Raw genomic sequence first — 6,998 nt, 5'->3', positions numbered from 1 at the left:
AAAGCTGTTTGTAAATGTCTTAACCCTTGTTGTAAAGGTACACAGCTTACTTCGTTTAAAAACTCTAATTCTTCTTGTTTTTTCCAATCGGTTAGCATTGAAGAAGTTTGAGCGTAGCCTACTCTTTCTTGTCTTTCATACCAAGCTTGTGTTCTGACATGGAGAGCTTTGTTGTAAACTAATCTTACACAGCCCAATGTGCGCCGCAATAGCGACTCTTGTTCGGGTGTTGGGTAAAATCGAAACGAATAGGCTTTTTCCATATCCCGCATTCTAGCATATATCGTGTAAATGTGCTAATATTTGACGGTAAAGCCGCCGTAAAACGGCGGGGTTTCAGACCCAAATTTTCGATGAAAGCTATCCTCATGACCGCCGTGGATGTCCTACAGCTTCAGGAAGTCCCCACCCCGAAAATTAGTCAACCGCATCAGGTTTTAGTAGCATTAAAAGCCGCTGGTGTCAACCCTATTGATACAAAAATTCGTAAACGCGGCACTTTTTACCCCGAGCAAATGCCGGCCATTTTGGGCTGTGACGGGGCGGGAATTGTCGAGGCCGTTGGGGCGGCGGTGCAGGATTTTCGCCCCGGGGATGAAGTGTATTTTTGTAACGGCGGACTGGGCAAGGCCGGCACGGGAAATTATGCCGAATATGCCCTGATCGAGGCGGATTATCTAGCCCACAAGCCGAAATCTCTTTCTTTTGCCGAGGCGGCCGCTGTACCTTTAGTTTTAATCACCGCTTGGGAAGCACTCTACGATCGCGCCCGTCTTCAGTCGGGACAAAGCGTACTTATCCATGGCGGGGCCGGGGGTGTTGGTCATGTCGCGATTCAATTGGCGAAACTGAAGGGGGCTAAAGTTTATACGACGGTGGGAAATAGCGATAAAGAGCGTTTAGTGCGGCAATTAGGGGCAGATTACCCGATTTTATACAAACAAACCGATTTTGTCTCGGCGATACTTCAACAAACCGCAGGGAAAGGAGTAGATATCGCTTTTGATACGGTGGGAGGGGAAACTTTTGGCCAAACTTGCCGAGCGGTGCGAGTGTACGGCGATATGGTGACGATTTTGGAACCTACGGGCAGCTGGAAGGAAGCGCGCGATCGCAATTTGCGGATTAGTTTAGAATTAATGTTAACCCCGGCTTTGATGGGACTGCCAGAAGCGCAAAAATATCAAACAGAAATTCTCAGACAAGGGGCGCGTTTAATTGACGAGAAAAAGTTAACTATTCATCTCTCCCAAACCTTCCCTTTAGCGGCAGCTATCAGCGCCCATCAACTGCTAGAAACTGGTTCGGTGACGGGGAAAATAGCCCTAATTATTGACTAGAAATCTGCTAGTCACTATTTTCTCTCATAAGCTGCCCGCGTATTTAGGGTTGGCTGAATAAATCTAAAAACCTTGTTGGATAAGACTTTTAGACCTTTTTGAAATCCCAAAGTGGCCGGCATGGGAGTGATCAGGGGGAAAATCCCTGGACTTTTTCCCTGAAAATTAGGTAATTGACCACCTGAAAATCGGCAAAACCCTACACCCTGCCCCCAGGAAAAACTTTTTGCCGCAAACCCTAGATAGTCAACAGTTTAGTTGAAACCCGATTAAATTTTCGATCGCTTTGAGCAAATCTTGATTAGTCCAATTCTGGTACAGATAAGCGGCGATCGCACATCCCCCCGCACCCACTCCCTCTTTGACAAAACCCTGTTGATAAGCTTGCAAAACCGGGTATTTAGAGGCAGAAAAGTCTAATTGTGTGGCTAATAAAGGCACTTTTCCGATCATTCGGGCTAATCCCACCGTATCCCCCGTTTTATCTTCCGCTACCCAGCGAGTTGTGCCGACGATGATATTTTCCCAGTTAACCGGATAGGCATATTTAGCCACTAGAGCTTGAATTAGGGCAGAAACGGCTAACATTTGGGTTCCTCCGGCGAGGAGTACCCCACCTTGCCCACTGGCGGCGATGGCCATGCCAGCGACGAAAATCTGCTGAGGATCGCCTAGGGCGGTGATTACCTCAAAAGGATCAAAAATTTCTTTTCGGGCTAATCCCTGCTCAACTATTGCCTGTTTCTGAGCATGATTGCACTGGGGATGGCTGCTGTTAACTTTGCCGTTGGCTCGATAACCCAATCCGGTGAGGATGGCGAGGGCGGTGGTGGTGCCGCCGACCACGCACTCGCCGATAATTAGATAACTAGACTGGCGGGCTAATTTTTCTCCCCAAGTTAATCCTTGGGCGAACAGGTGTTTTACTATGGTCAGGTCTAGGGCGCGGCCGGTGGAGAGACAACGGGCCGGTTGTCCCCCCAGTTCGATATAATCGACGGCCGGGGGCAAGGGTAAACCGGCGTTAAAAACGAGGACGGGAATGGCTAATTTTTCCACCACGGCGCGGGTAATATAGGCGGGGGAGGCTCCCACCGTTAGGGGGGGTAAGGGATAACGGGGATGGGGTGAAACTCCTTTAACGATAAATTCGGCATCGGCGATCGCTGTATATTTTCTATCTTCCGGGGTAGCACCGGCGGTGGAGATTCCGGGGATTAATCCCGTCTCGGTAAACCCCAAAACTAGGGCAAATATCGGACAACATTTTTGATGGCGCTGTAACCAATTTTGCCCCCGTTCGATTTCCGTGTAAATTTTAATCATCTGTTGATTTTGTCCTCTTACTTATTACTATTTCCCTCTCTCCATGAGATGATCTTTGATTTCAACATATTTAGAAAATAAGTTATCAATACTAGCCAGTTTTGCCCCGTATGCTAAGGCTGTAGCCATAATAATACGGTCAAAAGGATCTTTGTGAATGGGAGATAAATTAACGGCTCTAATGGCAATTTCGGGGGTAATTGAAAATATATCTATTTTAGCTACTGTTAAAGCTTGTTGAATCCACTCTTGAAGGGGATAACTTAATTCTAATCTCCCCCGTTGGTTAGCAAGGGCTATTTCATAGCAAGAAATGGGGGAAACTCCGAGAGATTCTGCTAACTCAAATTTTTCTAGCCAATGATCGGGAAATCTGTCAAAATTGCCATTTATTAACCACAACAAAATATGAGTATCAAGCACAATTACTTCAGACATTCCCAATCTTCTTCATCTACAATAGGACTGACCATATCACCTAGTATTTTAGCTTTACCCACCATATTCTCAACTGGAAAATGACGTTTGAATAAGGATGGTTTTTCTTCTAATAAGTTGTTTTTGCTGGCGGTGAAATTTTTAATTAATTGATAAAGTTCATCTAGTTGTTCTTCAGGTAAATTATCAATTGCTGTTTGAATAAGTTCTTTAACAGTCATAGTTTTACTCTCTATTTTCTGAACTTGAGTTATACTATAACACAACGTTTCCTTCAATAAAGGGACTCATCTTGAGATTTTACCTAAAATACAGCAGACTAAAAAGACTCATTTAAACCGTTTATTCTTAGATTAGCGGAATCTCCCCTAATGCAAGAGTGCCTCGTCTCAAAAAGTAATTTAAACACTTAACAGCTTATGTCTCCCCTGTCTTCTGCAATTATCGATACTTGGCGACGTTTTTACCGAGATCCCTTGGCAGTAATAGGAGCGATCGCATTAATTATAATTATTCTTGCCGTCCTATTCGGTCCGATTTTTTATCGGGTCCCCATCGATACCATTGATTTTAGTCAAACCACTGCTCCCCCCAGTTTAAAACATCTTTTCGGCACTAATGATCTGGGACAGGATCAATTGGCAAGGATTTTGGTGGGGGGTCGAATTTCCCTAGCGGTGGGGATTGCTGCTATGATGGTGGCGATTATTCTGGGAACGGCGATCGGGGCTATTTCCGGGTTTTACGGGGGGGCGATCGATGGCTTATTGATGCGATTAACGGATTTATTCCTATCTTTGCCCCAATTACCCCTACTTTTGCTGATTGTCTATCTATTTCGCGATAGTATCAAAAAAATCGCCGGACCGGAAACGGGTATTTTTATCCTCGTGGTTTTAGTAATCGGGGGTTTAAATTGGATGTCGGTAGCCCGATTGGTGCGGGGAAATTTCTTAAAATTACGAGAGATGGAATTTATCTCGGCTGCGATTGCTTTGGGGGCCACTCCTTTCCGTTTAATCTGGGTGCATTTATTGCCTAATGTTTTGGGAATGATTATCGTGGCGGCTACTTTAGCGGTGGGTAATGCGATTATTACCGAGTCAACCCTGAGTTTTTTGGGTTTGGGTTTCCCCCCCGATGTGCCGACTTGGGGACAAATGTTATTTAAAGCTAAAGATTACTTGACAACTGCCCCCCACTTGGTCATTTTTCCCGCTCTGGCTATCGTGATCACGGTGTTAAGTATTAATTTTATCGGTGATGGTTTACGCGATGTCTTTGATCCTAATGTTTAAGGAAGCGTAGAAGTGGATAATTGCCGAAAATTACCCAGAACCTCTATGATGATCAGTAGCGATGGTGAGGAAATAAATACTGTGAGTAGCGTAACTGTCATTAGCGATCAGAAGTTTGACCAAGAGGTTTTTGAGGTCGAAAAACCCGTTTTAGTCTATTTTTGGGCGAGTTGGTGCGGTCCGTGCCGTTTGGTATCCCCCTCGATCGATTGGGTGGCCAACACCTACGGCGAACGGCTAAAAGTAGTTAAACTAGAAATAGACCCTAACCCCAACTCGGTGGCTAAATGTGATGTGAAAGGTGTTCCTGCTTTACGCATCTTTAAAGATAACGAAATTATTGCCACTCATGAAGGGGCGATCGGCAAACAACAATTACAATCTTTTATCGATACCTATGTCAGCTAATTAGGTATCTGTGGTTATGAATAACTTAACCCTAGCACACCGCTTACAGGCACTCCAATCCAACGTTTTTGCCGATATGGATCGGGCAAAGGCTGCCAGTAGAGAAGCGGGTAATACCATTATCGATCTTTCGCTCGGTTCCTCCGATCTTGGGGCTGCTCCCCACGTTGTCGATGCTATAGAGCGATCTCTCCACGATCCTCACACCCACGGCTATTTACTCCATAATGGGACCAGAGACTTCCGAATAACTGCCGCTAACTGGTATAGCGATCGCTTTGGTGTTCCCATCGATCCGGAAACGGAGGTTTTACCCCTAATTGGTTCTCAGGAAGGCACGGCCCATCTACCTTTGGCCCTTCTCAACCCCGGGGATTTTGCCCTGCTCCTCGATCCGGGTTATCCCTCCCATTTAGGCGGTGTTGCCCTTGCCGGCGGTCAAATCTACGGAATGCCAATTTTGGCAAAAAATGACTTTCTGCCGGTTTTAGAGGACATTCCTGACCTAGTGCTGGCACAATCGAAGCTGATGGTCTTGAGTTATCCCCATAATCCCACCACAGCGATCGCACCTCTGGCATTTTTCCAAAAAGCGGTTGATTTTTGCCGCCAGCATAATTTAGTTTTAATCCACGATTTTCCCTATCTAGACATCTTTTTTGCGGGAACATCGCCCCCCCCGTCAATTTTACAGGCCGATCGAGCTAAAACTAATTCGATCGAGTTTTTTACCTTTTCCAAGTCCTATAATATGGGCGGTTTTCGCATCGGTTTCGCCATTGGCAACCCGCAGTTAATTATGGCTTTGCGACAGATTAAAGCCATGGTTGATTTTAATCAGTATTTGGGCATCCTCAACGGTGCGATCGCTGCTTTAACCGGTAATCAAGATTCAGTCAAGGAAACCGTCGCTATCTTCCAAAAACGCCGGGATGTGTTTATTAATGCCCTAAATCGCATCGGTTGGCCAGTTGCCACTCCGGCCGCCACTATGTACGTTTGGGCGAAAATTCCCCCCAGTTGGCCGGGTAATTCCGTCGATTTTTGTCGGCAATTGGTGGCCCAAACCGGTGTCGCTGTTTCCCCGGGTTCCGGTTTTGGTAAGGGTGGCGAGGGTTATGTGCGTTTTGCCTTAGTTCACGATCCCGATATTCTAGAGGCTGCCGTGGAGAAAATTGCGGCTTTTTTGGCATAAAACCGATATTCTAAGCAGTGGTTATGCTGCAATCGATAACTTTCGCCTTGTTGCTGCTGATATTCCGGGTGATATTGGTAATGTGTCCACTCCCGAACCTTCTAGTATTATCGGACTAGGCATACTAGGTGGTGGTTTAGTGGTGCGTCGCCTCGCTAAACGTCGTTAACCGCGCTTGGGGTGGGGGGATGAGCCAAAATTTTGCCAATTCGCCACCCTTTGCGGTTAAAAGCTTTAATTGTGCTGCTGTCTTTGTAATTCCTCGATAGTTGCGGGGGATAAATCGGTAAATTGGGCGATTTCTGGGATAGGAAAGCCAGCAGATAGCATTTTTAGGGCAATTTGTCGAGCTTTTTCCTCTTTACCCGCTTGCAAGCCTTTTTTTAGTCCTTTTTCCTCGCCTTCCTCTCTGCACTCCGAAGAATATTTTTAATCGTCTCTCGATTTAATACTAACCCAGCGAGAATACTGGTGGCGGCAGCGAGATTGCTTTGCACCTGTTTTTCGGGGATAGTTTCTAAAGAACGGGCTGACTTAACACCTGTTCGGGGTCATCGGTATTGCTGAGTACGGCAAAGGGTAATAAACCGGGATGATGGAAAAATTGTGGTGTATTTTCTTCCCAAAGACGGATGACTTGAAAAGAATGAAAAGTTTCCCCCAGACGGAAAGTATTTTCTTGTACTAGGGGAGAATCACTGCGTCGCAGATAAATTACCACTTGACGCATTGGTTTTTGGGGATGACGACGATAGACGCGAATGCGATAATCGAGCATTCGGAAGGGAATCTTAGAGTCGGGGTCGGTTTGAAATTCAGTATGGAGAATCAATTCCTCTGACTGCAAAAAAATCAGAGAATCGGCACGAATGGGGTCTAATTGTAATTCTGTCGGGTCGAGGACGGTTAAGGAGAGGGGAGAACCCAATAACCAAGTGGCTAGATCATCGGAGAAGTTTTCGGCGATAAATTTACAAATATTATCAAACATCG

General features: G+C 45.8%; 8 protein-coding genes and 2 pseudogenes. 5 read left to right on the top strand and 5 right to left on the bottom strand.

What is annotated here, in order from left to right:
* Nucleotides 1–263 (bottom strand): helix-turn-helix domain-containing protein (locus EWV68_RS14680; protein ID WP_287170238.1); only part of this gene is annotated, 263 nt, incomplete at its 3' end.
* A gap of 90 nt (nt 264–353) precedes the next feature.
* Between EWV68_RS14680 and EWV68_RS14675 the strand changes: the two genes are divergently transcribed.
* The gene (locus tag EWV68_RS14675; protein ID WP_061432445.1) at nt 354–1,340 is read left to right on the top strand and encodes a zinc-dependent alcohol dehydrogenase family protein; all 987 of its coding nucleotides are present in this window, start codon (nt 354–356) and stop codon (nt 1,338–1,340) included.
* 246 nt (nt 1,341–1,586) lie between these two features.
* Here EWV68_RS14675 and cobT read toward each other — a convergent pair whose 3' ends face one another.
* Genes cobT through EWV68_RS14660 form a run of 3 tightly spaced genes read right to left on the bottom strand, consistent with a single transcriptional unit; the run spans nt 1,587 to nt 3,325 of the window.
* Nucleotides 1,587–2,666 (bottom strand): nicotinate mononucleotide-dependent phosphoribosyltransferase CobT, encoded by a 1,080-nt coding sequence (gene cobT / locus EWV68_RS14670; RefSeq protein WP_061432444.1) that lies wholly within the window; start codon nt 2,664–2,666, stop codon nt 1,587–1,589.
* 27 nt (nt 2,667–2,693) lie between these two features.
* The gene (locus EWV68_RS14665; protein WP_287170237.1) at nt 2,694–3,104 is read right to left on the bottom strand and encodes a type II toxin-antitoxin system VapC family toxin; all 411 of its coding nucleotides are present in this window, start codon (nt 3,102–3,104) and stop codon (nt 2,694–2,696) included.
* Complete coding sequence (locus EWV68_RS14660) at nt 3,092–3,325, bottom strand: hypothetical protein (RefSeq protein ID WP_002739069.1); 234 nt, start codon at nt 3,323–3,325, stop codon at nt 3,092–3,094. The genes EWV68_RS14665 and EWV68_RS14660 overlap by 13 nt, the downstream gene beginning before the upstream one ends.
* Nucleotides 3,326–3,523: 198 nt before the next feature.
* On the opposite strand from EWV68_RS14660, the gene EWV68_RS14655 reads away from it, so the two are divergent.
* From EWV68_RS14655 to EWV68_RS21925, 4 genes and pseudogenes are all read left to right on the top strand, one after another.
* Nucleotides 3,524–4,402: an ABC transporter permease gene (locus tag EWV68_RS14655; protein ID WP_061432442.1), complete on the top strand. Its 879-nt coding sequence runs from the start codon at nt 3,524–3,526 to the stop codon at nt 4,400–4,402.
* Between the two features lie 45 nt (nt 4,403–4,447).
* A complete protein-coding gene (locus tag EWV68_RS14650; protein ID WP_287170236.1) occupies nt 4,448–4,810 on the top strand; it encodes a thioredoxin family protein in 363 nt (120 codons plus the stop codon).
* A gap of 16 nt (nt 4,811–4,826) precedes the next feature.
* Complete coding sequence (locus EWV68_RS14645) at nt 4,827–6,005, top strand: LL-diaminopimelate aminotransferase (RefSeq protein ID WP_287170235.1); 1,179 nt, start codon at nt 4,827–4,829, stop codon at nt 6,003–6,005.
* A gap of 82 nt (nt 6,006–6,087) precedes the next feature.
* Nucleotides 6,088–6,174, top strand: a pseudogene (locus EWV68_RS21925) (PEP-CTERM sorting domain-containing protein); the annotation flags it as partial.
* 65 nt (nt 6,175–6,239) lie between these two features.
* Here the strand turns inward: EWV68_RS21925 and EWV68_RS14635 are convergent.
* Nucleotides 6,240–6,996 (bottom strand): annotated as a pseudogene (locus EWV68_RS14635) (Rpn family recombination-promoting nuclease/putative transposase).
* Between the last annotated feature and the right edge of the window lie 2 nt (nt 6,997–6,998).

Origin of the sequence: Microcystis sp. M_QC_C_20170808_M9Col (assembly GCF_007095495.1) — a bacterium.
In the GTDB taxonomy this organism is placed as follows: Bacteria; Cyanobacteriota; Cyanobacteriia; order Cyanobacteriales; family Microcystaceae; genus Microcystis; species Microcystis aeruginosa.
The sequence above is the reverse complement of the archived record's forward strand: the minus strand, read 5'-3'. Positions and strand labels throughout refer to the sequence as shown.